The following is a 22,566-nucleotide window of genomic DNA, read 5'->3' as shown; positions in this document are numbered from 1 at the left end:
TAAGCCGATATCGGGGTTCACGAATGACTCCACAAAGTGCGCGTCTTGGTTAATATGTAATCAAGGCGATTCGCTAGTTAGGTGATCCAATTTAACAAAACTAACCTAATTATCTTTCTGGTCGTCTTGCAGTAATGGTCTTGCGTTTGTTCTTGTTAGAATGGGCGCTTGCCGGGAAATTGCGAATAACAGGGTCGGGACGCACAGAATGATTCAGGATTTTACCCTCCACGAGGGGGTGGCACTCTACGGCTTGCTGGCTGAGGAGGCGCGCGACGTCGTGCTCAAGATCGATCGCGAGGGCTTCGTCGTGCACGCGTCGTCGGGGATCGAACGGCTCGGGATCACCATTCCCGACATGCTGATAAACCCTCATCTCGCCGATTTGGCCGAGCCCGATCAGGCCGATACCTTGCGCGCTTTCCTCGGCGTGGTCATGCGCGGCGGAAGCGCGTCGGGGTGGTTCGAATTCGCGGCGCGAAGAGCCGATGGCGGAACCGATTGGTTCACGCTGCAGCTCCGGCCGCTGCTCGACGGCGACGGGACGGCCTATGGCGCGATCGGGATCATGCGATCGATCGAGGAACGGCGCGCGCTGGAAGAACGGCTGTTCGCCGCCACGCTGACCGATCCGCTGACCGGGCTTGCCAACCGGCGCGCCTTTCGCACGATGTTGCGCCATCTGGCGCGTCACCGCCCGGGCGGTTCGCTGGCCTTGTTCGATATCGGCCACCTCCATCCGCTCTGGCTGCGCCACGGTGCCAGCGCGGGCGACCGCATCGTCTCCACCTTTGCCGGCCTGTTGCGCCAGCTGCTCCATCGAAATCACATCCTCGCCCGGATCGGCGACGAGCGCTTCGGAGTGCTGATGCCGGACGACGCGCCCCCGGCTGCGGAGGCCGTGGCCGCATCGGCGCTGGCCGAACTGGCGCGGGCGACGGACAACGGCGCCCCCGAGCCGATCGACTTGCGGGCCAGCGTCGGAATCTCGGCCATCTGCGGGGATGCGGACGAGACCTTGCGCCGCGCCGAGCTGGCCCTCGTCCATGCGCGTGCCCGCGGGCGCGGCCGGATCGCGTGTGGCGACACGCCGCCCGGCCAGCGGCGACGCGCCTGACGGCGACGACCCTCTTTACCTCTTCCGGAACATACCGCATTCTCGAATCGGGTAGGAGGAGAGATTCGATGAAAGTATGGTTGACGTTGGCCCTGGCAATGGCCGGGCTCGCCCCCGTATCGGCGCAGGCGCCGGCCGGAGCGCCCGATTATACGGAAGACGAAAGCTGGCTTTGCCGGCCCGACCGGATCGACGCATGTGCCACCGATCAGTCGGTTTCCGTGATCGAAAGCGATGGGACGACCCGCGTCGAACCGCTGGTCCCCGATACAGACCGCGCATTCGATTGCTTTTACGTCTATCCCACGGTGTCGCTCGACCAGGGCGCCAACAGCGATATGGTCGCCGGCCCTGAGGAGCGGCGCGTCGCGCATGCCCAAGCCGCGCGATTCCGCCAGCATTGCCGCGTGTTCGCGCCGCTCTATCGGCAGATTACCCTGACTGCGCTGCGCGAGATGGTGGAGCGGGGCGAAGCGCGCCGGCCGGTGGCGGCCGCGGCGGTAGCGTTCGGCGATGTCGCGGCCGCCTGGCGATCCTATCTCGCGCAGGACAACGGCGGCCGCGGCGTCGTCCTCATCGGGCACAGCCAGGGCAGCGGAATGCTGAAGCAGCTGCTGGAGGCGATGCCCGAAAGCGAGCGGGGCAGGGTGATTTCCGCGCTGCTGATCGGCACCAATGTCGAACGCGCGACCGATGACCCGGCACGCGGCGAGATTGCCTGGATGCCGCCATGCACCCGGGCGGACCAGTACGGCTGTCTCGTCAGTTACGTGACGTTCCGCGCCGATGCGCCGCCCCCGGCCGGCAGCCGATTCGGCCGCGCCCGGGGCGCGGGGAACGCGGTGCTGTGCGTCGATCCGGCGGCGCTGATGGGACATGGGGAAAGCGCGCGCGCCATCTTTTCGACCGGCGGCGTCGGAACGTCGAGCAAGCCGATGACCGAGTGGGTCGCGGGCCGGCCTCTGCCCACGACCGGGTTCACGGCGGTGCCCGGGCTGATCTCGACCGAATGCGTCGATGCCGACGGCGCGCAATATCTCGCGGTGACGGTCAACGGCGATCCCGCCGATCCGCGCGTCGACGATATCACGGGCGACGTTTTCGTGGGCGAGACGCGGCTCGACGACTGGGGGCTGCACCTGATCGACATGCCGGTGGCGATGGGCGACCTCGTCGCGCTCACCGCGCGGCAGCACGCCGCCTGGGCGGCCGCGCAGGGGGAGTAGCGTAGCGAAGACAGCCTTGGCCGCGGCGCCGCTTTCCGGCAAAGCCGCGGCCATGGCTTTCACAGCGAAAATTCTCATCCTCGGCGCGGGCGAACTCGGCCGCGAGTTCGTTATTTCGGCCAAGCGCCTGGGCGCATGGGTCGTGGCCTGCGACGCTTACGACAATGCCCCGGCGATGCAGGTGGCCGATGCCCGCGAAGTGTTCCCGATGCTGGACGGCGCGGCCTTGCGCGCGGCGGTGGAGAAGCACCGGCCCGACTATGTCGTGCCCGAGATCGAGGCGATCCGCACCGAGATGCTGGTCGAACTGGAAGGCGAAGGGGTCAACGTCGTCCCCTCGGCCCGCGCGACGCAGCTGACCATGAACCGCGACCGCATTCGCGACCTCGCGGCCGAAGAGCTGGGGCTGGCGACATCGCGCTATCGCTATGCCGAAACGCTGGAAGAGGTGCGCGCGGGGGCGCAGCACACCGGCTTCCCCTGCGTGATCAAGCCGGTCATGTCGTCGTCGGGCAAAGGCCAGAGCAAAGTCGACGAGGCCGGCGGGCTGGAGGCCGCGTGGACTTATGCCGTGGCCAATATGCGGGGCGATCGCCGGCGGGTGATCGTGGAGCAGTTCGTCGATTTCGATTACGAGATCACGCTGCTGACCGTGCGGACGAAGGAGGGGGTGCTGTTCTGCCCGCCGATCGGCCATCGGCAGCAACGCGGCGACTATCGGGAAAGCTGGCAGCCGGCGGCGATGTCGGAGGCTGCGATCGCCGCCGCGCAGGACATGGCGCGCAAAGTCGTGGACGACCTGGGCGGCTACGGCCTGTTCGGGGTCGAATTCTTCGTCCGCGGGGATGACGCGATCTTTTCCGAGCTGAGCCCGCGCCCGCACGATACCGGGATGGTCACTCTGGTGAGCCAGAACCTCAGCGAATTCGATCTCCACGCCCGCGCGATCATGGGCCTGCCGATCCCGGCGCCGATCCGCGCGCGCCCTTCGGCAAGCGCGGTGATCCTGGCCGATCGCGACAGCGCGGCCTTGCGCTATGCCGGGCTGGCGGACGCGCTCGCCGTGGGCGGCGGGACGGTGGACGTGCGCCTTTTCGGCAAGCCGACCAGCCGGCCCTGGCGCCGCATGGGCGTGGCGCTGGCAAGCGCGGGCGACACCGACGCCGCCCGCCGCATCGCCGCCGAAGCGGCCGGCAAAGTGCGGATCGAATACGGGTGAAGCGGGCGGGGCGCCGGTCCCCGCCCGCCGCGCGTCATTCGCCCGCCAGTTCGGCGACCAGCGCGGGGGCGGGGTAGATCGTTTCGAGCGCTTCCTGCACCGCGGCGGTCGAGACGGCGACCGTGCGGTTCAGCGTGCCGTCGTAACCGTAGTTGCCGCCCAGCGAATGGATGTTGCCGTCGAAAGCGGTGCCGATCACCGTGCCGGCGCGGTCGATCACCGGCGAGCCCGAGTTGCCCCCGATAATGTCGTTGGTGGTCACGAAATCGTACGTCGTGTCCTTGTCGATCCGCGCCTCGTTCGCGGCGAAGGCCGGGGGCAGGTCGAACGGCGGGTTGCCGGTCGCGCGTTCGAACGTGCCGCCCAGCGTCGTGCGGATCGGCACGTCTTTGCCGCGTTCGGTCCAGCCTTTCACCTGGCCATAGGATATGCGCAGGGTGAACGTGGCATCGGGATAGAGCGCGTCGCCATAGGCGGCGAAGCGCGCATCGGCCAGTTTCGCGCCGGCCGCCGCAAGCGGCCCCGAATATTGCGCATCGGCCAGCGCCTTCAGTTCGCGCTGGCGCGGGGCGAGAGCGAGGGCGTAGCGGATCATCGGATCGTCCGACGCCTCGATCGCTTCGAGCCCGCCGTCCCACAGCGCCTTGCGCACCGCGGGGTCGGCCAGCTTGGTGCCGTTCACCAGCCGCTCGGCGCGCTGTTCGGGGCTTTCCTTGCCGAGGAGGAGCTGCGAATCGGGATCGTCGACGCCCAGATATTCGCGCGCTTTCGACAGGCTCCATTCCATCGTCAGTTCGTCGACCCACGGGTAGACGGGCCGCTCGTCGAGCAGCCGCTTTTCGGTCAGCGGCAGCGCGCTGTCGGTATAGCCGGGCAGCCGCTCGGCATTCGGCTTGGCGCGTTCCTGCGCCGCGAAAACCAGCGTCTGGGCATAGCCGTAGAGGTCGCCCGAAGGCTGGGTGAAGCGCAGCGGCAGGTAGAGCGCGCGATAGGCATCGACCGCCTCTTCCACCGCGCTCCAGGGATCGCCGATCTCGCCATTGCCCGCGCTCTTCGCCTTCAGGTCGGCTTCGGCGGCGGCGAGCCTGGCGGTGAAGGCGGGGTCGTTGAGCGCTTTGGTCCGGCCGATATAGACTTTCAGGCTGTTTTCCACGCCGAACAGCAGATCCTGCCCCTCGCGGGCATGTTCGGGGCTTTCGTCCATCGCCCGGATCAGCCGGCCGCGCAGCTCGCTCAGCGTCGCCAGCGTCAGCGGCAGGCGCACTTCGCGTTCGAAGGCGAGCTGGCTCTGCGTGAACAGGCGGCTGGTCGAACCGGGGTTGCCGACGACGAAAGTGATCTCGCCTTCCTCGGGCGCGCGCGGGTTCCATTGCAGATGGGCCGGGGTCGAAACCGGCCGCCCGTCCTCATAAGCGCGCAGGAACGAGGCATCGAGCGAATAGCGCGGGAAATTGAAGTTGTCCGGGTCGCCGCCGAAGGTCGCCGCGCGCGCTTCGGGCGCCCAGGCGAGGCGCACGTCCGAATACTTGCGATAGGTATAGAGCTTGTACTGCCCGCCGCCGAACAGGGTGACGACCTGGCAGCGGGTGGTTTCGGTATCGGGGCAGCCGGCCGATTCGATCTCGGCGATCTTCGCGTCGCGCGCCTTGGTCAGCGCCTCGCCCGAAAGGTCGCCGATCGCGCCCATGACATCGCCGGTCACATCGGCAATCGCGGTGACCACTTCGGCCTGCTGGCCGGGGCAAGTCAGCTCGTCCTCGCGCCGGCGGGCGGTGAAGCCGTCGGCCAGATAGTCCTTCGCGTCGGTCGAATTGTCGTAGAGGCAGCTGGCGATGCAGTGATGGTTGGTGAGGATCAGCCCCTCGGGCGAGACGAAGCTGGCCGAACAGCCGCCCGTCAGGCGCACCGACGAATTGCGCACCCGGTCCAGCCAGGCCTGATCCGGCGCCCAGCCATAGGCCTTGCGGACCTTTTCGGCGGGAAAGCCGTCGAAGGTCCACATGCCTTCGTCGGCGGCGGCCGGTGCGGCAAGCAGGGGTATGGCCGCCAGGGAAGCGGCGGCGAGCAGGGCGGTACGGGTGGTCATGAGACATTATCTCCCAGATTCGTGCTGGGCGATCTGTTCTCTTCCGCCGTCCGAAAGTCCAGCGATTTTGCCCGCCCGCGCGGGGCGCCGCCGCCGGGAAAGGCCCCCGGCGGCGGCGCAACGGGGTCAGGCCGCCTTCTTGTGATACTTCGCGTATGTCACGTCGCTGCGGTCGGCGTTCATCACTTTGGTCCAGGCCTTGATGAAATCGCGCACGAATTTCTCCTCGTGCCCGTTTTCGGCATAGACTTCGGCGATTGCGCGCAGCTGGCTGTTCGATCCGAAGATCAGGTCGGTCCGCGTCGCGCGCCATTTCTCGTCGCCGGTGGCGCGGTCGTGGCCGACGAATTCCTCGTCGCCGCTCTCGTCCACCACTTCCCAGGCGGTGTTCATGTCGAGCAGGTTGACGAAGAAGTCGTTGGTCAGCTGGCCCTTGCGGTCGGTGAAGACGCCGTGCGCGCTGTCCTTGTAGTTGGCGCCGAGGACCCGCAGCCCGCCGACCAGCACGGTCATTTCGGGCGCCGACAGGCCGAGCAGCTGGGCGCGGTCGATCAGCAGATCCTCGGTCCGCACGCTCATCTTGGTCTTCAGATAGTTGCGGAACCCGTCGGCCTGCGGCTCGAGCGGTTCGAAGCTTTCCGCGTCGGTGTGCTCGTCGCCGGCATCGCCGCGTCCGCCGAGGAAAGGAACCTCGACGTCGAAGCCGGCGTCGCGCGCCGCCTTCTCGACCGCGGCCGTTCCGGCGAGGACGATCGCGTCGGCCATCGACAGCGGCCCGCGCAGTTCGTCGATCTTGTCGAGCACTCTCGCCAGCTCGTCCGGCTCGTTGACCGCCCACCCTTTCTGCGGCGCAAGGCGGATGCGCGCGCCGTTGGCGCCGCCGCGGTGGTCGGACTTGCGGAAGGTGGAGGCGGAGGCCCAGGCGGTCCGCACCAGCTGGCCGATCGACAGCCCGCTATCGAGGATCTTCGCCTTGAAGGCGGCGACGTCGCCGTCCGACGGCATCGTCCCGGCGGGCACGGGGTCCTGCCAGATCATGTCCTCTTCGGGCACTTCGGGGCCGAGGTAGCGGACCTTGGGCCCCATGTCGCGGTGCGTCAGCTTGAACCAGGCCCGCGCGAAAGCATCGCGAAAGGCCTCGTGATCGTTGCGGAAGCGTTCGCAGATCTTGCGGTATTCGGGATCGACCTTCATCGCCATGTCGGCGGTGGTCATCATCGTCGGGACCTTCCTGGAAGGATCGTGCGCCGCCGGCGCCATGTCCTCTTCCTTCTGGTCGATCGGCTGCCACTGATGTGCGCCCGCCGGCGATTTGACCAGCTCGTATTCGTAATCGAGCAGCAGGCGGAAATAGTTGCCGGTCCATTCGATCGGCGTGTTGGTCCACGACCCTTCGAGGCCCGAAGTGATCGTGTGTTCGCCCATCCCGCTTTCATAACCGCTGGTCCAGCCCAGGCCCTGGAAGGCGATGTCGGCCCCTTCCGGGTCCGCGCCGACCAGCGAGGCGTCGCCCGCGCCGTGGCACTTGCCGAACGTGTGGCCGCCGGCGGTGAGGGCGACGGTCTCCTCGTCGTTCATCGCCATGCGCGCGAAGGTTTCGCGGATGTCGCGCGCCGAACCCTCGATATCGGGCTGGCCGCCCGGCCCTTCGGGATTGACGTAGATCAGCCCCATCTGGATGGCCGCGAGCGGGTGTTCGAGCTTGAGGCCCTTGTCCGGGTCGATGCGCGTCTGCACGCCTTCGTTGACCCACTGTTCCTCGGTGCCCCAGAACACGTCGGTTTCGGGTTCGAACACGTCCTTGCGCCCGCCGCCGAAGCCGAAGATCGGGCCGCCCATCGATTCGATCGCGACATTGCCCGTCAGCACGAAGAGGTCGGCCCACGAGATATGCTTGCCGTATTTCTGCTTGATCGGCCAGAGCAGCCGCCGCGCCTTGTCGAGGTTGGCGTTGTCGGGCCAGGAATTGAGCGGGGCGAAGCGCTGCTGGCCGCTGGAGGCGCCGCCGCGCCCGTCGCCGGTGCGATAGGTGCCCGCCGCGTGCCAGGCCATGCGGATGAAGAACGGGCCGTAGTGGCCGTAGTCCGCCGGCCACCAGGGCTTGCTGTCGGTCATCAGCGCTTTCAGGTCGCGCTTGATCCCTTCGTAATCGAGCGCGTTGAAGGCTTCGCAGTAATCGAAATCGTCGCCCATGGGATCGGGGTTCTGCGTTCCCTGGTGAAGGATTTCGAGCTGCAGCGAGTCGGGCCACCAGTCGCGGTTGGTGCGGCCGAGCAGGCTGCGCACGCCGCCGTCGCCGCTGAAGGGGCAGCCGCCCCCGGGAATCGATCCAGTCGCTACGTCCATGTCGGCATCTCCGGTTTCTGCGGCCGCGCATCGGCGGCCTGGCGAGTCGATAGAGACGGGAGGCTACGCCTGCATGGCAATCGATCAAAGCAATTAAGTCCTGTCAGGCTTATCGATGAATCCGATTGAGTATCACGCGCTGGCTCCCTGTCGAAACAAGGGACGAGCCGCGCGGCGGTTCCCGCCGGTGCGTTCAGGGCCCTTGCCGCTCCGCCGCCCGCGCCCTAAGCGCCCGGCGATGACCGACTATCCCAAGACGAGCCGCCTGATGCAGCGCGGCACCGATTTCCTCGGCTGCGAGAGCGCCATCCTGTGCGGGGCGATGAGCTGGGTGTCCGAACGCAACCTGGTGTCCGCGATCAGCAATGCCGGCGGGTTCGGCGTGATCGCCTGCGGCGCGATGACGCCCGAGCTGCTCGATGCGGAAATCGCCGCGACGAAAGCGATGACGGACAGGCCGTTCGGCGTGAACCTGATCACCATGCACCCGCAGCTCTTCGACCTGATAGAGGTCTGCTCGCGCCACGCGGTCGGCCATGTCGTGCTCGCCGGCGGCATTCCGCCCAAGGGCAGCGTCGAGGCGATCAAGGGCGGCGACAGCCCGGCGCGGGTGATCTGCTTCGCGCCGACGCTGGCGCTGGCGAAGAAGCTGCTGCGCTCCGGCGCCGATGCCCTGGTGATCGAGGGGATGGAGGCGGGCGGCCATATCGGCCCCGTCTCCACCAGCGTGCTGGCGCAGGAGATCCTGCCCGCGCTGGCCGAAGACCATCTGATCTTCGTTGCCGGCGGGATCGGCAAGGGGCAGGCGATCGCCGGATATCTGGAGATGGGCGCCGCCGGGGTCCAGCTCGGCACCCGGTTCGCCTGCGCCACCGAATCGATCGCGCATCCCGATTTCAAGAAGGCGTTCTTCCGCGCCAGCGCGCGCGATGCGATCGCCAGCGTCCAGGTCGATCCGCGCCTGCCGGTGATCCCAGTGCGCGCGCTGCGCAACAAGGGCACCGAAACCTTCACTGCCAAGCAGATCGAAGTCGCCGGCAGGCTCGACCGGGGCGAGGTGGAGATGGGCGAGGCGCAATTGCAGATCGAGCATTACTGGGCCGGGGCGCTGCGCCGCGCGGTGATCGACGGCGACGTGGAAGGCGGCAGCCTGATGGCCGGCCAGTCGGTCGGCATGGTGCGCGAGGAGGAGCCGGTCGCGCAGATCGTCGCCACGCTGATGGCCGAATGCGAAGAGGCGCTGGGACGGCGCTGAGATGGGCGAGCCGCTGATCCTGACCCTGAGCTGCGCCGACCGCCCGGGGATCACCGCGCAGGTCACCGGGCTGCTTTACGAACGCGGGGCCAATATCCTCGAGGCGCAGCAGTTCAACGACCGCGCGAGCGATGCCTTCTTCATGCGCATCGCCTTCGATCCCGGGCGGTCCGACGCCGCCGCGCTGCGCGCCGCCTTCGCGCCGTTTGCCGGGCGCAGCGAAATGCGCTGGAAACTGGTGCGGCGCGACCGGCCGCGGCGGGTGCTGATCCTGGTCAGCAAGTTCGACCATTGCCTGGCCGACCTGCTCTATCGCTGGCGCATAGGGGAACTGCCGATCGACCCGGTGGCGATCGTGTCCAACCACCCGCGCGAGGCGATCAGCCATACCCATATCGGCGATATCCCGTTCCATCACCTGCCGGTGACCGCGGCGACGAAGGCGCGGCAGGAAGCGCAGGTGCGCGCAATCGCGGAAGAGGGGGATGCCGAGCTGGTCGTGCTCGCGCGCTATATGCAGATCCTGTCGGACGAGCAGGCGGCGCATTTCGCCGGCCGCTGCATCAATATCCACCATTCCTTCCTGCCCGGTTTCAAGGGGGCCAGGCCCTATCACCAGGCGCACGCGCGGGGGGTGAAGATGATCGGCGCGACCGCGCACTATGTCACCGCCGACCTCGACGAAGGGCCGATCATCCACCAGGACGTGGAGCCGATCAGCCATGCCGACAGCCCGGAGGACCTGGTCCGCAAGGGGCGCGAGATCGAAAGCCGCGTCCTGGCAGAGGCGGTGCGGCTGCACCTGGAAGAGCGTGTCGTGCTGAACGGCGCGCGCACGGTCGTGTTCAGGAACTGAAAGCCGGCGCCGCGGAAACGGATCGCGCGCTCGTGTCTTTTGTCAGGCAGGTATCAGGCAGGAGGACCCCCGATGGAATTCGATCCGAGCCTATTGGCCCATCACTCGCGACTGGCCGAAGTGGCGATATTGTCGCTGGCGTTCTACGTCACGATCGTTGTCCTCACGCGCCTGTCGGGCAAACGCACGACCAGCCAGATGAACAACTTCGACTGGATCATCACCGTCGTGGTGGGGAGCCTGGCGGCCAGCGGCATCCTGCTGCGCGATGTCTCCTACGCGGAGGCGACCGCCGCCATCGTCGCGCTGGGTGTGTGCCAATATGCAGTGACGTTCGTGTCGGTCAGGTCTTCCACCTTCACCAAAGCGGTCAAGGCGGAGCCGACCCTGCTGCTGCACAAGGGCACGTTTATCGACGACGCGCTGAAGCGAACGCGGGTGACGCGATCCGAAGTCGAATCCGCGCTGCGCCAGGAGGGGATCGTCGACCCCGCCGGCGCGAACTGGGTCATCCTGGAGACCGACGGCACCCTGGCGGTGATCCCGCGCAGCGATACCCCGCTCGCCGATGCGCCCGTGATGGAGAGCGTCGAACGGCCCGACGGCCTGACCGCCTGACCGCCTCCGGCCCTAGAGCTGGAGGATGACGGTCTTCAGCTCGGTATAGGCCTTCACCCCCTCGCTGCCGAGTTCGCGCCCGATCCCCGACTGCTTGTAGCCGCCGAAGGGCAGCGCGCTGTCGAGCATCGAGTGGCAATTGCCCCAGACGGTGCCCGACTTGATCTTCGCCGCGAGCGTGTGGAACGCGCCCACGTCGCGCGTCCAGACCCCGGCGCCGAGGCCGTAGAGCGTGTCGTTCGCCTGCTTCGCCACTTCGTCCAGATCGTCGAACCGCTGGGCGACGACGACCGGGCCGAAGATCTCTTCCTGCACCACGCTCATCGAAGGGTTGACGTCGACCATCACGGTCGGGTTCACATAATATCCGCCGTTGGACGGCGCCGCATCGCCGCCCATGGCGACGCTCGCCCCGTCTTTCTTGCCCGCTTCGATATAGCCCATCACCCGCTCGAACTGTTCGTGGCTGACCAGCGGGCCCATGCGCGCCTGCGGGTCGAGGCTGGGGCGCGGGGCCCAGGCGGGGGCGGTTTCGGCAATCCCTTCGATCAGGCGGTCGAACACGTCCTTGTGGGCATAGAGCCGGCTGCCCGCGACGCAGACCTGCCCCGAATTGAAGAAGATCGCATTGGCCGCGCCGCCCGCGACGACCGCCGGGTCCATATCGGGCAGCACGATCACCGGGCTCTTGCCGCCCAGTTCCAGCGTCACGCGCTTGAGGCTGTCGGTCGCGGTGCGGTTGATGATCTTGCCCACTTCGGTCGATCCGGTGAAGGCGACCTTGTCGACATCGGGATGGCGCACCAGCCGGTCGCCCGCGGTTTCGCCGAGGCCGGTGACGATGTTGACCGTGCCCGCCGGGAAACCCGCTTCGGCAATCAGGTCGGCCAGCTTGAGCGCGGTCAGGCTGGTCTGCTCGGCCGGCTTGAGCACCAGGGTGCAGCCGGCGGCGAGCGCGGGGGCGATCTTCTGCACCGCCATCAGCAGGGGGAAGTTCCACGGCACGATCTGCGCCGCGACGCCGACCGGCTCGCGCCGGGTATAGCTGTGGAACGCCCCGCGCGGCGCATTCGCCGGCTCGATCATCTCGCCGCCCAGCTTGCTCGCCCAGCCGGCGTGATAATGCAGCATCGAAATCGCGCCGTTGACGTCGACCGCGTGGGCCATCGTCCGGGGCTTGCCGTTGTCGATCGCCTCCAGCTCGGCCAGCAGTTCGCCGTCGCGCTCGATCAGGTCGGCGAGCCGGTGGATCGCCCCTTCGCGCTTCATCGGCGGCAGGTTGGACCAGCGCCCGTCGTCGAAGGCGGCGCGCGCCGCGGCGACCGCGCGGTCGACGTCCTCGGTCGAGGCATCGACGATTCGCGCCACTTCGCGCCCGCACGACGGGTCCTCGACCGCCAGCGTCTTGCCGTGCGTGCTGTCGACCCATTCGCCGCCGACGAAGAGCTGCGGCTTGCGCGCCAGGAAGTCCTTGGCGGCCTGCGAATATTCGAGCTGCTCGCGGCTGATCGTCGTCTGTTCGTTCATCGCTCTCTCTCCCGGTCAGAATCGGTCTTTCGCCGCAACCTACCACGCCTGCCGCCCATGCCAATCGCGTTCCGCTTGCATCGGCGCCGGCAAGCCGACACGATGCCGGCGACGGCGAGACGGAGGCGGACGATGTGCGACGAGGACAAGCTGGCCCGCTGGGCGCGCGAGGGGCTGAACCGGCGGCAGTTCGGGGCGCTCGGGGGCATGGCCGCGATGGCGGCCTGCACCCCGGCGGTGCCGGGCGGGGGCGGGGAAGCGACTCTGCCCGCGGTGACGGAAAAGAGCCTCGGCTTCGCGACGCGCGACGGCACGATGGACGGGTTCTTCGTCCACCCGGTTTCCGGCCCGGCGCCCGCGGTTCTGTTCTGGCCCGATATCGCGGGGCTGCGCGAGGCGAAGCGCAATATGGCCCGCCGGCTGGCGAGCCACGGCTACGCGGTCTTCGTCGCCAATCCCTATTACCGCGACGTGGCCGGGCAACAGTTCGAGGATTTCGCCGATTTCGCGGGGAACGACGGCTTCCGCCAGGTCGCCCCGTGGCGCGCGAAACTGGATGCCGCGGCGATCATGCGCGATGCGCGGGCCGCGATCGCCTGGCTCGACGGGCAGGAGGCTGTCGACAGCGCGCGCGGGGTCGGCACGCAGGGATATTGCATGGGCGGGCCGTTCACGGTGTGGACGGCGGCGGCGGTGCCTTCCAGAGTGCGGGCGGCGGCGAGCTTCCACGGCGGCGGCCTGGTGCGCGAGAGCGATGCGGCAAGCCCGCACAACCTGTTCGGCGACACGCAGGCCAGCTTCCTGATCGCCATCGCGCAGGACGACGATGCCGAGGCGCCCGGACACAAGAACACCCTGCGCGAAGCGGCAAAGGCCGCGGTCCGCCCGGCCGAGGTCGAAGTCTACGCCGGCGACCACGGCTGGACCGTCCCCGATTCGCCCGCCTACGCCCGGACCGAAGCCGAACGCGCCTGGGCGAACCTGCTGAAGCTGTACGGCGATACACTGGCCTGACGCCGTTCCCGAGCCCCTGCGAAGGCAGGGGCCTTAGGCGGTTGGCGTGTCGTCTGATGCCTCCCCGAGCCCCTGCGAAGGCAGGGGCCTCAGGCCGCTGGCGTGTCGCCTGCTAGCACGAGACCCCAGCCTGCGCTGGGGATCGGAGAGGGGGGAGAGGAAAGGGGGGGGAGAAACGGAGGGAGAGAAACGGAAAGGCAGGCAAGCAGGCACGGCCCATCACCCACACCCCGTCATCCGCTGGCGAGTGCGGACCTTACGCCAGGGCATGAAGGCAAGCGGACGGAATCGGCCGGTGCCGCCTGGGCATCACAGGATTGCCACCTGGGCGTCACAGGGTTGCCTTGGTAACATCGTTGCGAACGGCGAAAGGGGTTACGGCAACCTTCCGCTCGGCCCTAAGGGCTGCGAGGCGAGATACGGCCAGGGCTCGCCGGCACCGTATCCGTCGGGGGGTGTCCCTTGGCTCTGCGGCGTTGAGGCCCACCGCAGGGCGGGAAGGGACAGGTCCCCCGAAAACTCCTCGCAAACCGGCTAAGGGGGCTTTCTCTAAAAGGTCACTAGCCCCCCGAGGCACCGGCCGTCTGGACGAAGCGGCCTGCGTGACGCGTACACGCTCCGCCCCCGTCGCTTTTGCCAGAGTGTGCTGGCGGGGCCCCTATAACCCAATGGGTTACAATTGTCAAGCTATTTTTGCCACAATCTTCCCCCTTTCCCGAGTCCCAGCGCAGGCTGGGACCTCGTGCTATCGGGCATAGCGCCAGCGGCCTGAGGCCCCAGCCTGCGCTGGGGCTCGGGGAGGTATCGGGCGGTGGTGCCGTTCGGTCAGACCAGTCCGATATCGCGCAGCTTGGCTTGCAGGGTTTTCTCGTCGAACGGCTTGATCACGTATTCGTCGGCGCCGGCGTCCAGTCCCTTGTGAATGTCGACCGCGCCCGAGTTCGACGTGCAGAACACCACGCGCGGCGGGCGTTCGGCGGGGAGGGCGCGCAGGCGGGTGACGAATTCGATCCCGCTCATCACCGGCATGTTCCAGTCGAGCAGGACAAGATCGGGCATTGCCGCCTTGCAGCGCGCCAGCGCCTCCTCGCCGTTTTCGGCTTCGGCCGTCTCGAACCCCAGCTCCTCGACGATGCGGCGCGCGACCTTGCGGATCATGCGCGAATCGTCGACCACGAGGCACCGCCGCGTCTGCGCCGGAGGGGGCGGCGGAGGCGGCGGGGCATCCTCTCGCGCGGCTCTGGCGGCCGGCGGGACGGCGCGTTTGATCAGCCCGTGAATGGCGGCACCTCCTCCTCGCCCCAGACGGAGGCGCGGGGCTGGTCCGGGCGCGGCCCGGCGAGCGGGGAGTGCGCCGGCGCCTCGTGCAGCGGGGAATTCGCGCCCGGTACCGGCGGCGCGGCCGCGGCGGCCGGGGCTGCCGGTTGCTCGTCCGGCGTCATGCAGACATGAAGATAGGGCATCCAGACATCGCCGAACTCGGCCTTCTGGTACCAGACGTCGAGCACGTCGTAGGATGCCCAGCAGCCGTCGGGCTCGCGCAGCCGAATGCCCTCGCCGATGCGGGGCACCGATGCGAAGCGCAGCCGTTCCTGCGTCTGGTGCGTTTCGTTCTGAACCTCGATTTCGATCACGCGCGAGCCCCCGGTGGTCGTTTTGCGCCAATCTAGGGGCCAATCCTTGCCGAATGGTAACGCCCGCGCCCGCGTCGGATCGCGCCGCCGGCTCGCACCGCCGGCTCGCGCCGGTCCTTTCCCCGTCACCCCGGACTCGATCCGGGGTCCCGCTTGTTCGGGTGCGGCACGGCCCGTCGCCGGTTTCGCTTGCCCCCGACCCCCGCTGCGCTACCATGCGGGCACGCGGACGTGAGGAGAATGCCGATGGGCATCGCGCTGATAATGTTGCTGGTGCTGGCGGTGCTGTTCCTCCTGATGGCGGTGCGCGTGGTCAAGCAGGGCTATGTCTACACGATCGAACGGCTCGGGAAGTATACGCTCGCGGCCGAACCCGGGCTGCACCTCATCATCCCCTTCATCGACCGCGTCGGGCAGAAAGTGAATATGATGGAGCAGGTGCTCGACATTCCGGGGCAGGAGATCATCACCAAGGACAACGCCATGGTCGGCGTCGATGCGGTGGTGTTCTTCCAGGTGCTCGACGCGGGCAAGGCGGCTTACGAGGTCGCCAATCTCTACAACGCGATCATGGCGCTCACGACGACCAACCTGCGCACCGTGATGGGTTCGATGGACCTCGACGAAACGCTGTCCAAGCGGGACGAGATCAATGCCCGGCTTCTGAGCGTGGTCGACCACGCGACTTCGCCCTGGGGCGTCAAGATCACGCGGGTCGAGATCAAGGATATCCGGCCCCCGGTCGACATTTCCGAGGCGATGGCGCGGCAAATGAAGGCCGAACGCCTCAAGCGGGCCGAGATTCTCGAGGCCGAGGGCGACCGCGCCTCGAACATCCTGCGGGCCGAAGGGGACAAGCAGAGCGCGATCCTCAAGGCCGAAGGCAAGCGCGAGGCGGCCTTCCGCGATGCCGAGGCCCGCGAACGCGCGGCCGAGGCCGAGGCGAAAGCGACGCAACTGGTTTCCGACGCGATCGCGCAGAGCGGCAATGCCGCGATCAATTATTTCGTCGCGCAGGAATATACCAAGGCGGTGAGCCGGTTCGCCACCAGCCCCAATGCCAAGACGATCCTGTTCCCGGTCGAAGCGACCCAGCTGATCGGATCGCTCGGTGGGATCGGCGAGCTGGTTCGCGATGCGGTCGGCCCGGTCGAGGGCGCGGTGACCACGCGGGCCGGCGATCGCGGCAGTCCGCTGCCGCAGGAGCGCGAACGGGCGCCGCGCGCCAGCGTGCCGCGCTCGGGCGACGCGGGCTGACGGGGCGGGCTGGCGGATGGACGGCCTCGACTCGCTCGATCCGCACTGGATCTGGATCGCCATCGGCCTTGCCCTGGCCGCGCTCGAACTGCTCGTGCCGGGCGTCTATCTGATCTGGCTGGCCGCGGCGGCGCTTGCCACCGGCATCCTCACGTTCGTTCTCGACCTCGGCCTTGCGGTCCAGGTCAGCAACTTCGTCTTCCTCGCGCTGATCCTCGCCTTTTCCGCGCGCCGGTTCCTGCGCGACAAGCCGATCGTCGGGGCCGATCCGCTGCTCAACAAGCGCGGCGGCCGGCTGATCGGCGAAACCGCGCTCGTCACCGAGGCGTTCGAGGGCGGGATGGGCCGCATCCGCTACGGCGACAGCGAATGGCTCGCGCGCGGGGCCGACGCCGCGGCCGGGCAGCGCGTGCGCATTATCGGGCACGAAGGCTCGGTGCTGCTGGTCGAGCCGCTCACCCTGCTCGCCGACGAAGGCACGACCCCGCCCGCCAAAGGCTAGAAGTCGTTTTCATCGAGACGGCACCGGCCCGGTGGCCCGGCGCTCAGGCGGTGCCGCGCGTGCGATCGGCGAAGCGGCCGTGCTTGCGGTAACGGGTCATCCACCGGTCGAGGAACAGGTCCAGCGGGCGCGGCTGCACGCCGAGCTTGTCGAGGCCGGGCAATGTACCCGACGCCGTGTTGCCCTGGCGCAGCATGGTCCACTGGTCCGCGTTCATCGGCGTCCCGGGCAGCGCGGCGAAAAGCGCCGACAGCGCGTCGGGCACTGCGATGAAATGGCGGTTGCGGCCCTGCGCCTCGGCAATGCGCCGGTGCAGCGCCATCATGCCGATCGTGTCCGGCCCGGCGATTTCGTACGTCTTGCCGCCGTGCCGCGCGGGATCGGCCAGGGCCGCGGCGACGGCATCGGCGGCATCGTCGACGAACAGCGGTTGCAGCTTCGCCTGCGGGGCGAAAACCGGCACGACTGGGAACGATGCGACGATCCCGGCGAGCATGTTCACGAACCCGCCGTCTTCAGCGAACAGCAGCGAGGGGCGCAGAATCGTCGCGCCGGGGAAGGCGCGCAGGACTTCCTCCTCGCTGCGGGCCTTGGCCACGGCATAGCCGGCCGGCGAAGCGGCGTCCGCGCCGATCGCGCTGATATGGACCATCGCCGCGGCGCCGGTTTCGCGAGCGGCCTCGGCGACGTGCCGCGCGCCGCCGCAGATCAGCTTCATTAGATCGCCTTCGAACGATCCGACCAGGTTGACCACGGCATCGGCCCCGCGCACCGCGGCGGCCGCCTGCGCCGGATCGCGCACGTCGCAGGGCATGAAGGCGATCTGCCCGAGATTGGCGAGCGGCCGGAGCGAGTAGGCCTTGCGCGGGTTGCGGCTGGCGATCCTGAGGCGCGCCCCGCGTTCGAGCAGCGCCTGGGCCACATGGCGGCCGAAGAAGCCGCTGCCCCCGGTCAGCGTCACCAGCTTGCCGTTCAGAGGATCGTTTGCTGCCATGGCCCCTTGCCGTTCGTTTCCGTGCCGTTGTGCGTTCTTCGGGTCGCGCCTGCGCGCGTTCGTTCGCGAATCTGCCGCTGCCTTGCCCCAATGCGGCGCAACCCGCAACCGCTCGCACAAAGCGTTGACAAGGTCCCCCCCGCTTCGCTAGTGGCCCGCCCCTACCCGCGAGCCGGACTTCGACGATCCGGGCCGCATCCGGTGCCCAGATGGCGGAATTGGTAGACGCACCAGCTTCAGGTGCTGGCGCTCGCAAGGGCGTGGAGGTTCGAGTCCTCTTCTGGGCACCATTTTACGGTCAAAGATGGGCACCTGCCGGCGCGAAGTGAGCCGTCGGCGACCGGGCGCCTTCCGGCGAATTTCACTGCGACGAGAGCGCCTGTCCGATGCAGAACCGGTTGCAGGCCCCGATCCGATCGGCCAAACTCGCCGGCCCGGGTCCATGCAACCTCCCGGTCAGGCGCCGCGCCCAAGTGTTGCCGTGATGATCCGCCTTCGGGCGGGAGGGAGGCATGCGGCTCTATGACAGGCGATTTCCAGGCTTCCGATTTTCGATCTCTCCTGAAAGCGTTCCTGCGCGTCGGCCTGCTCAGCTTCGGCGGGCCGGCCGGCCAGATCGCGCTGATGCACCGCGAACTGGTCGAGGAGCGGCGCTGGATCGGCGAGGAGGACTATCTCCACGCGCTCAATTTCTGCCATCTCCTGCCCGGCCCCGAAGCGCAGCAGTTGGCGACCTGGATCGGCTGGCGGCTGCATGGCTTGCGCGGCGGACTCGCCGCCGGGCTCCTGTTCGTCATTCCCGGCGCGCTCGTGATTCTGGTTCTCTCAGCGCTCTATGCGGTCGCTGCGCAGCTGGACTGGTTCGAGGCGCTGTTTCTCGGGGTCAAGGCGGCGGTGCTGGCGATCGTCGCGCAGGCGTTGATTCGCATCGCCGGCCGGGCGCTGAATACCGGGTTCAAGAAGGCCCTCGCACTCGCTGCTTTCGTCGCGTTGTTTCTGTTCGACCTGCCATTTCCGCTGATCGTGCTGGGTGCGGGCGCGCTCGGCATGGCTGTCGCCGCCACCCGGCCCGGGTGGCTGGCGCTGGTGCCGGCCAGCGGACCAGGGGAGAACGGACCCCGGCCGTGGCGGGCGAGCCTCGTCGCAGTGCTCGTCTGGGGCGGCGTCTGGGCACTGCCGCTGCTCGTCGTGCTGGCGACTCTCGGTCCGGGGCACGTCCTGTGGGACATCGGCCTGTTCTTCTCGCAGTTGGCCGTGGTGACTTTCGGGGGCGCCTATGCGGTTCTCGCCTACATGGCGCAGGAAGCGGTGCAGGGTTACGGCTGGCTTGTCCCGGGCGAAATGGCCGACGGCCTGGGCCTTGCGGAGACCACACCCGGTCCGCTGATCATGGTGACGCAGTTCGTCGGCTATCTCGCCGCGTTCAGGGCGCCCGAGCCGTTCACGCCTTTCGTGGCCGGGCTGATCGGGGCGGGCCTGACCACCTGGGTGACCTTTGCGCCGTGCTTCCTGTGGATCTTCGCATTCGCGCCGTGGATCGACCGGATGGCCCATGCGACCAGGCTCAAGGGCGGGCTCGCCGCTCTCACGGCCGCGGTGGTCGGCGTGATCGCCAACCTCACCGTGTGGTTCGCGCTCCACGTCCTGTTCGCGCAAGTTTCGCAAGCCTGGTTCGGGCCGGTGCGGCTTTACATGCCGGAGTGGGCGAGCCTCGACTGGCGGGCGGCCGTCCTGGCGGCGGTTGCGTGCCTGCTGGTGTTCGGTGCAAGGTGGTCGGTGGTCCGGGTGCTGGGCGTCGCAGCGATCGGCGGACTTGTTTTCGGCGCGATCGGTTAGGGGAGCCAGGAGATGAGCAAAATCACACGGCGCGAGGCGATCGGAACGGTCTCGGCGGCGGCAACCGGGCTGGCGCTGACGGGCGCGGCCGGATCGGCCGCTGCGCAAACCGGATTGCCTCGTGCGCCGGCCTTCGCAGGAGGGCATCGGCCCAAGCCGCTGCGGTTCGATCCCGCGAAGCTTTCCGGCCTTTCGGAGCGGCTGATCACTTCGCACTGGGAGAACAACTACCAGGGCTCGGTGCGGGCGCTGAACACGGTCGAGGAGAAGCTCGCCGCGGCCATGGCGGACGAGGATTTCCCGCCGCTCCTTTACGGCGGCCTCAAGCGCGAGGAGCTGCACCGGACCGGTTCGGTGATCCTGCACGAATACTATTTCGACGGGCTCGGCGGCGACGGCCGCCCGGCGGGCGCGATTGCCGAGGCGCTGGCGCGGTCGCACGGCAGCGTCGAGGCGTGGGAACGGGAATTTCGCCGCACGGCGATGTCGCTGGCGGGCGGCTCCGGCTGGACGGTGCTGGCGTTCAATCCGCACACCGGCTCGCTGCACAATTACTGGGCGTGGGATCATATGCACGCTGCCGTCACCGGCGTGCCGCTGATCGCGCTCGACATGTACGAGCACTCCTACCACATGGACTACGGCACCGCCGCGGCGCGGTATATCGATGCCTTCATGGCCAACCTCGATTGGGAAGTGATCGACGCGCGCTACAGCGCGGCGGTGTCATGGCTCGGCAGTGAAACGCCCCGGCGCCCAGGGCCGTAGCCTGCACGGCCGCAAAGGTGCGCCGGCACCGGCAATGCGCGAAGATATCGGCTGTTCGAAGGTCCGCTTCGGCCATTGAATAGCCGCCGTTTCGGTCGGTGCCCGGTCCCGCTCGGCCAATCGCGCCCCCACATGCAGCCAAAGATGCGGGAACAAATATTCCCGCAGGTTATAGGTTGCCGGATCAATTTGATACGTCTTCGGAGAGGATGGCTGCCAAGACTGGCGCGATCGCAGCAACGTCGTGGATCATGATCAAGGCACCTTACCTGCTCTATCTGGGATCGACCGTCGATCCGCTGGCCATCAAGACCTCTCGCGGCATTGCCATGTTCCGGCCGGAGGACGCGATCGGCGAATTCGTGCGGGAGGGCGGGCCGCTTTCGCTCGGCCTTCCGCAAATGGGTTTCGCCGAAGCCGCGGCGGCCGGCGCCAGGACGCTCATCCTCGGCGTCGCCAATGCCGGCGGGATGCTGAGCGAGGAACTGATCGACGATTGCGAAGCTGCGCTCGAGGCCGGCCTCGATATCGCCTCGGGCCTGCACGCCCGCTTGCGCGACGAACCGCGCCTCGTGGCCGCTGCCGAGCGGAACGGGCGGCGCCTGATCGATGTCCGCGACGCCGGATCCGACCTGCCCGTGGGCAACGGCCTGCCGCGTGCGGGCCGGCGCCTGCTGACCGTCGGCACCGACTGCTCGGTCGGCAAGATGGTGACCGCGCTTCACCTGGAGCGCGCCATGCGGGCGCGCGGCATCGCGGCCGATTTCCGCGCGACCGGACAGACCGGCATTCTGATTGCCGGGGCGGGCGTGCCGCTCGATGCCGTCATCGCCGATTTCATCTCGGGGGCGATCGAGCGGCTTTCGCCCGCGCGCGAAGACGGAGGGTGGGACGTGATCGAAGGGCAGGGGTCCTTGTTCCACCCGTCTTTCGCAGGCGTGTCGACCGGGCTGCTGCACGGCGCGCAGCCCGATGCGATCGTCGTCTGCCACGATCCGTCGCGCACCCGCATGCGGGGGCTGCCGCACTACGCGGTGCCTTCGCTGACCGAGACGATCGCGGCGAACCTGCAGGTCGGCCGGCTGACCAGCCCGGACGTGATCGCCGTGGGGATCGCGCTCAACACGTCGAGCCTGGCGCGCGAGGATGCGCTGGCGCTGTGCCGGCGCACTGCGGAAGAGACCGGCCTGCCCGTCACCGACCCCGTCGCCTTCGGCGTGGAGAACATCATCGATCGGATGGAACAATGCTTCGGCGAATCTCTGCAGTCCAGTCTTCGTTCCGCCTGAACCGGCCGTTTCGTATCTCGCGCGGGACCAGGACGGCGGCAGAGGTTATTACGGTCGAGATCGCGCAGGGCGGCGTCACGGGGCGCGGGGAAGGGGTTCCCTATGCCCGCTACGACGAGACGCTCGACAGCGCGCTGCATCAGATCGAAACGGCCCGCCCCGCGATCGAAGCCGGCGTCGATCGGCGCGAGCTGCTCGGCCTGATGCCGGCCGGGGCGGCACGCAACGCGGTCGATTGCGCGTTGTGGGACCTGGAAGCGAAGCTCGCGGGCCGGAGCGTTGCCGAAATGGCGGGCTGGCCCGAACCGGCCCCGGTCGCCACGGCCATGACCATCGGGGTGGACACCCCCGCCAATATGGCGGCCGCCGCGCGTGCGTTGCGCAACGTGCCGCTCCTCAAGGTCAAGGTCGACGACCACGATCCGCTGGCCGCGATCCGCGCCGTCCGCGAGGTCGCGCCCGCGCCCAGGATGATCGTCGATCCCAACGAGAGCTGGTCGATGCAGGGGCTCGCCGATCGCCAGTCGGCGCTGGCCGATCTGGGGGTGGACTTGCTGGAGCAGCCGCTGGCGGCGGGCGACGACGCGGAGCTGGAAGGATTTGCGCCGCTGGTCCCGCTCGCTGCCGACGAATCGGGCCATCTGCGGGACGATATCCCGCGGATCGCCCGCCGTTATCAGGTCATCAATATCAAGCTGGACAAGACCGGCGGGCTGACGAGTGCGCTGGAGGTTGCCACCGCGGCGCAGCAGGCGGGCCTGCGGCTGATGGTGGGCTGCATGGTGTCCAGCTCGCTTTCGATCGCGCCCGCGCTGGTGCTGGCGCAGCGTTGCGCGTTCGTCGATCTCGACGGTCCGACCTGGCTTGCGGCGGACCGGCCGGGCGGGGTCACGGAAATCGAAGGCGTGATGAAACCGGCGGAGCCCGGGTTCTGGGGCGCACTATAACTGCGCGTTATGGGCGGTAATCAACATATGATTGCTCCGCCCATTCCCCCCGCCCCGCGGCTCCGTAATAATGCT

At 68.2% G+C, this 22,566-nt stretch carries 19 protein-coding genes and 1 tRNA gene; 14 read left to right on the top strand and 6 right to left on the bottom strand.

Annotated elements, in window-relative coordinates; all coding sequences use genetic code 11:
* Positions 1-208 precede the first annotated feature (208 nt).
* The 3 genes from V5F89_RS01795 to purT all read left to right on the top strand — a co-directional run bounded on the left by V5F89_RS01795 (position 209) and on the right by purT (position 3,562).
* Complete coding sequence (locus V5F89_RS01795) at positions 209-1,117, top strand: GGDEF domain-containing protein (protein WP_338446555.1); 909 nt, start codon at positions 209-211, stop codon at positions 1,115-1,117.
* Positions 1,118-1,185: 68 nt separating this feature from the next.
* Positions 1,186-2,343 (top strand): DUF3089 domain-containing protein, encoded by a 1,158-nt coding sequence (locus V5F89_RS01790; protein WP_338446554.1) that lies wholly within the window; start codon positions 1,186-1,188, stop codon positions 2,341-2,343.
* Positions 2,344-2,395: 52 nt separating this feature from the next.
* Entirely contained in the window at positions 2,396-3,562 is a 1,167-nt protein-coding gene (purT, locus tag V5F89_RS01785; protein ID WP_338446553.1) for a formate-dependent phosphoribosylglycinamide formyltransferase, read from the top strand.
* A 34-nt stretch (positions 3,563-3,596) separates the two neighbouring features.
* On the opposite strand, the gene V5F89_RS01780 is transcribed toward purT, so the two are convergent.
* Entirely contained in the window at positions 3,597-5,648 is a 2,052-nt protein-coding gene (locus V5F89_RS01780) for a S46 family peptidase (protein ID WP_338446552.1), read from the bottom strand.
* 126 nt (positions 5,649-5,774) lie between these two features.
* The gene (gene katG, locus V5F89_RS01775; RefSeq protein WP_338446551.1) at positions 5,775-7,994 is read right to left on the bottom strand and encodes a catalase/peroxidase HPI; all 2,220 of its coding nucleotides are present in this window, start codon (positions 7,992-7,994) and stop codon (positions 5,775-5,777) included.
* A gap of 238 nt (positions 7,995-8,232) precedes the next feature.
* Between katG and V5F89_RS01770 the strand changes: the two genes are divergently transcribed.
* The 3 genes from V5F89_RS01770 to V5F89_RS01760 all read left to right on the top strand — a co-directional run bounded on the left by V5F89_RS01770 (position 8,233) and on the right by V5F89_RS01760 (position 10,723).
* On the top strand, positions 8,233-9,249 hold the full coding sequence (locus V5F89_RS01770) for a nitronate monooxygenase (RefSeq protein WP_338446550.1): 1,017 nt from the start codon (positions 8,233-8,235) through the stop codon (positions 9,247-9,249).
* Between the two features lies 1 nt (position 9,250).
* Positions 9,251-10,105 (top strand): formyltetrahydrofolate deformylase, encoded by an 855-nt coding sequence (gene purU / locus V5F89_RS01765; protein WP_338446549.1) that lies wholly within the window; start codon positions 9,251-9,253, stop codon positions 10,103-10,105.
* Positions 10,106-10,177: 72 nt separating this feature from the next.
* Positions 10,178-10,723, top strand: coding sequence for a DUF421 domain-containing protein (locus tag V5F89_RS01760; RefSeq protein WP_338446548.1), 546 nt, complete (start codon positions 10,178-10,180; stop codon positions 10,721-10,723).
* Positions 10,724-10,735: 12 nt separating this feature from the next.
* Here V5F89_RS01760 and V5F89_RS01755 read toward each other — a convergent pair whose 3' ends face one another.
* Positions 10,736-12,250 carry an aldehyde dehydrogenase family protein gene (locus tag V5F89_RS01755; RefSeq protein ID WP_338446547.1) on the bottom strand — a complete coding sequence of 505 codons (1,515 nt, stop codon included), beginning with the start codon at positions 12,248-12,250 and terminating at the stop codon, positions 10,736-10,738.
* 132 nt (positions 12,251-12,382) lie between these two features.
* Here V5F89_RS01755 and V5F89_RS01750 point away from each other — a divergent pair, with 132 nt between their 5' ends.
* Positions 12,383-13,264 carry a dienelactone hydrolase family protein gene (locus V5F89_RS01750; RefSeq protein WP_338446546.1) on the top strand — a complete coding sequence of 294 codons (882 nt, stop codon included), beginning with the start codon at positions 12,383-12,385 and terminating at the stop codon, positions 13,262-13,264.
* Positions 13,265-14,089: 825 nt separating this feature from the next.
* On the opposite strand, the gene V5F89_RS01745 is transcribed toward V5F89_RS01750, so the two are convergent.
* Both V5F89_RS01745 and V5F89_RS01740 read right to left on the bottom strand, forming a co-directional pair.
* Positions 14,090-14,440, bottom strand: a complete 351-nt coding sequence (locus V5F89_RS01745; RefSeq protein ID WP_338446545.1) for a response regulator — start codon at positions 14,438-14,440, stop codon at positions 14,090-14,092.
* A gap of 92 nt (positions 14,441-14,532) precedes the next feature.
* A complete protein-coding gene (locus V5F89_RS01740; RefSeq protein ID WP_338446544.1) occupies positions 14,533-14,898 on the bottom strand; it encodes a hypothetical protein in 366 nt (121 codons plus the stop codon).
* A gap of 246 nt (positions 14,899-15,144) precedes the next feature.
* Here V5F89_RS01740 and V5F89_RS01735 point away from each other — a divergent pair, with 246 nt between their 5' ends.
* Positions 15,145-16,155: an SPFH domain-containing protein gene (locus tag V5F89_RS01735; protein WP_338446543.1), complete on the top strand. Its 1,011-nt coding sequence runs from the start codon at positions 15,145-15,147 to the stop codon at positions 16,153-16,155.
* Between the two features lie 16 nt (positions 16,156-16,171).
* On the top strand, positions 16,172-16,657 hold the full coding sequence (locus V5F89_RS01730; protein WP_338446542.1) for an NfeD family protein: 486 nt from the start codon (positions 16,172-16,174) through the stop codon (positions 16,655-16,657).
* A gap of 43 nt (positions 16,658-16,700) precedes the next feature.
* On the opposite strand, the gene V5F89_RS01725 is transcribed toward V5F89_RS01730, so the two are convergent.
* Positions 16,701-17,651, bottom strand: a complete 951-nt coding sequence (locus tag V5F89_RS01725; RefSeq protein ID WP_338446541.1) for an SDR family oxidoreductase — start codon at positions 17,649-17,651, stop codon at positions 16,701-16,703.
* A gap of 203 nt (positions 17,652-17,854) precedes the next feature.
* Here V5F89_RS01725 and V5F89_RS01720 point away from each other — a divergent pair.
* The 5 genes from V5F89_RS01720 (at position 17,855) to dgcA (ending at position 22,491) form a co-directional block, all read left to right on the top strand.
* Positions 17,855-17,941: transfer RNA gene (locus V5F89_RS01720), tRNA-Leu, on the top strand.
* A gap of 232 nt (positions 17,942-18,173) precedes the next feature.
* Positions 18,174-19,487, top strand: a complete 1,314-nt coding sequence (gene chrA, locus V5F89_RS01715; RefSeq protein WP_338446540.1) for a chromate efflux transporter — start codon at positions 18,174-18,176, stop codon at positions 19,485-19,487.
* Between the two features lie 12 nt (positions 19,488-19,499).
* The gene (locus V5F89_RS01710) at positions 19,500-20,255 is read left to right on the top strand and encodes a Fe-Mn family superoxide dismutase (RefSeq protein WP_338446539.1); all 756 of its coding nucleotides are present in this window, start codon (positions 19,500-19,502) and stop codon (positions 20,253-20,255) included.
* Positions 20,256-20,464: 209 nt separating this feature from the next.
* The gene (gene dgcN, locus V5F89_RS01705) at positions 20,465-21,544 is read left to right on the top strand and encodes an N-acetyltransferase DgcN (protein WP_425334367.1); all 1,080 of its coding nucleotides are present in this window, start codon (positions 20,465-20,467) and stop codon (positions 21,542-21,544) included.
* The gene (gene dgcA / locus V5F89_RS01700) at positions 21,502-22,491 is read left to right on the top strand and encodes an N-acetyl-D-Glu racemase DgcA (RefSeq protein ID WP_338446538.1); all 990 of its coding nucleotides are present in this window, start codon (positions 21,502-21,504) and stop codon (positions 22,489-22,491) included. The genes dgcN and dgcA overlap by 43 nt, the downstream gene beginning before the upstream one ends.
* The last annotated feature ends 75 nt before the right edge of the window (positions 22,492-22,566 follow it).

Source organism: Pelagerythrobacter marensis, from assembly GCF_036700095.1.
GTDB classification, from domain to species: domain Bacteria; phylum Pseudomonadota; class Alphaproteobacteria; order Sphingomonadales; family Sphingomonadaceae; genus Pelagerythrobacter; species Pelagerythrobacter marensis_A.
This window is presented reverse-complemented; position numbering and strand designations above follow the sequence as displayed.

Coding starts and splice junctions, on each gene's coding strand:
- V5F89_RS01790 (WP_338446554.1), top strand. CDS start 1,186: ATGAAAGTATGGTTGACGTTGGCCCTGGCAATGGCCGGGCTCGCCCCC.
- V5F89_RS01780 (WP_338446552.1), bottom strand. CDS start 5,648: ATGACCACCCGTACCGCCCTGCTCGCCGCCGCTTCCCTGGCGGCCATA.
- purT (WP_338446553.1), top strand. CDS start 2,396: ATGGCTTTCACAGCGAAAATTCTCATCCTCGGCGCGGGCGAACTCGGC.
- V5F89_RS01795 (WP_338446555.1), top strand. CDS start 209: ATGATTCAGGATTTTACCCTCCACGAGGGGGTGGCACTCTACGGCTTG.
- V5F89_RS01770 (WP_338446550.1), top strand. CDS start 8,233: ATGACCGACTATCCCAAGACGAGCCGCCTGATGCAGCGCGGCACCGAT.
- purU (WP_338446549.1), top strand. CDS start 9,251: ATGGGCGAGCCGCTGATCCTGACCCTGAGCTGCGCCGACCGCCCGGGG.
- dgcN (WP_425334367.1), top strand. CDS start 20,465: ATGGCTGCCAAGACTGGCGCGATCGCAGCAACGTCGTGGATCATGATC.
- V5F89_RS01710 (WP_338446539.1), top strand. CDS start 19,500: ATGAGCAAAATCACACGGCGCGAGGCGATCGGAACGGTCTCGGCGGCG.
- katG (WP_338446551.1), bottom strand. CDS start 7,994: ATGGACGTAGCGACTGGATCGATTCCCGGGGGCGGCTGCCCCTTCAGC.
- chrA (WP_338446540.1), top strand. CDS start 18,174: ATGACAGGCGATTTCCAGGCTTCCGATTTTCGATCTCTCCTGAAAGCG.
- V5F89_RS01730 (WP_338446542.1), top strand. CDS start 16,172: ATGGACGGCCTCGACTCGCTCGATCCGCACTGGATCTGGATCGCCATC.
- dgcA (WP_338446538.1), top strand. CDS start 21,502: ATGCTTCGGCGAATCTCTGCAGTCCAGTCTTCGTTCCGCCTGAACCGG.
- V5F89_RS01760 (WP_338446548.1), top strand. CDS start 10,178: ATGGAATTCGATCCGAGCCTATTGGCCCATCACTCGCGACTGGCCGAA.
- V5F89_RS01755 (WP_338446547.1), bottom strand. CDS start 12,250: ATGAACGAACAGACGACGATCAGCCGCGAGCAGCTCGAATATTCGCAG.
- V5F89_RS01735 (WP_338446543.1), top strand. CDS start 15,145: ATGGGCATCGCGCTGATAATGTTGCTGGTGCTGGCGGTGCTGTTCCTC.
- V5F89_RS01750 (WP_338446546.1), top strand. CDS start 12,383: ATGTGCGACGAGGACAAGCTGGCCCGCTGGGCGCGCGAGGGGCTGAAC.
- V5F89_RS01725 (WP_338446541.1), bottom strand. CDS start 17,651: ATGGCAGCAAACGATCCTCTGAACGGCAAGCTGGTGACGCTGACCGGG.